Origin of the sequence: Micromonospora sp. DT4 (assembly GCF_049841675.1) — a bacterium.
Classification (GTDB): domain Bacteria; phylum Actinomycetota; class Actinomycetes; order Mycobacteriales; family Micromonosporaceae; genus Micromonospora.
The window spans coordinates 1-540 of sequence record NZ_JBNCKT010000372.1; the positions used below are offsets into that span (position 1 = coordinate 1).

Sequence of the window (540 nt, forward strand, 5' to 3'; positions counted from 1 at the left end):
TGCACGGTCTGGGCGGCGTCGGTCAGCGGCATGTCCTGCCAGCCGTCGACCTGCTTGAGGCCCTTGAGGAACGCCGTGGTGGAGTATTCGGGGTTGGTGATCTGCTCCGGGGTGCCCCAGCCGGAGGTGGGGCGCTGCTGGAACAGGCCGAGGGAGTCGTGGTCGTTGGCGTCACCGAGGTGACCCAGGTTCTTCAGCTTCGACTCCTGCAGGCTCGTGGCGATCGAGATGACCGCGGCCCGCTCGGGCAGGCCGGCCTTCTTCGTGGCCGCGATGATGGCCTTGGCGTTGGCGGTCTGCTCGTCGTTCAGGGTGATGTGCGACTGGTCGCCCTGCGGCTTCGACGCCGCCGTCTGCACCGCCACCGCAACCGGCTTGGCATCGACAGGGTTGGCGTGGGCGGCGATCGGGCCGGCGAAGACACCACCGGCGAACGCGAGACCAGCAACGGACAGCATGCTCTTACGCAGGATCGTGGTCATAGGGGGTAGCTCCTTCGGGGGTAGGAAACACCCACACATCCCGGGGGGATCGGATGAC

General features: G+C 67.4%; 1 protein-coding gene. It reads right to left on the bottom strand.

The annotated features are described in order from the left end of the window. On the bottom strand, positions 1–482 hold a 482-nt coding region (locus tag ACLQ24_RS30155), incomplete at its 3' end, for a hypothetical protein (protein ID WP_425895124.1). Between the last annotated feature and the right edge of the window lie 58 nt (positions 483–540).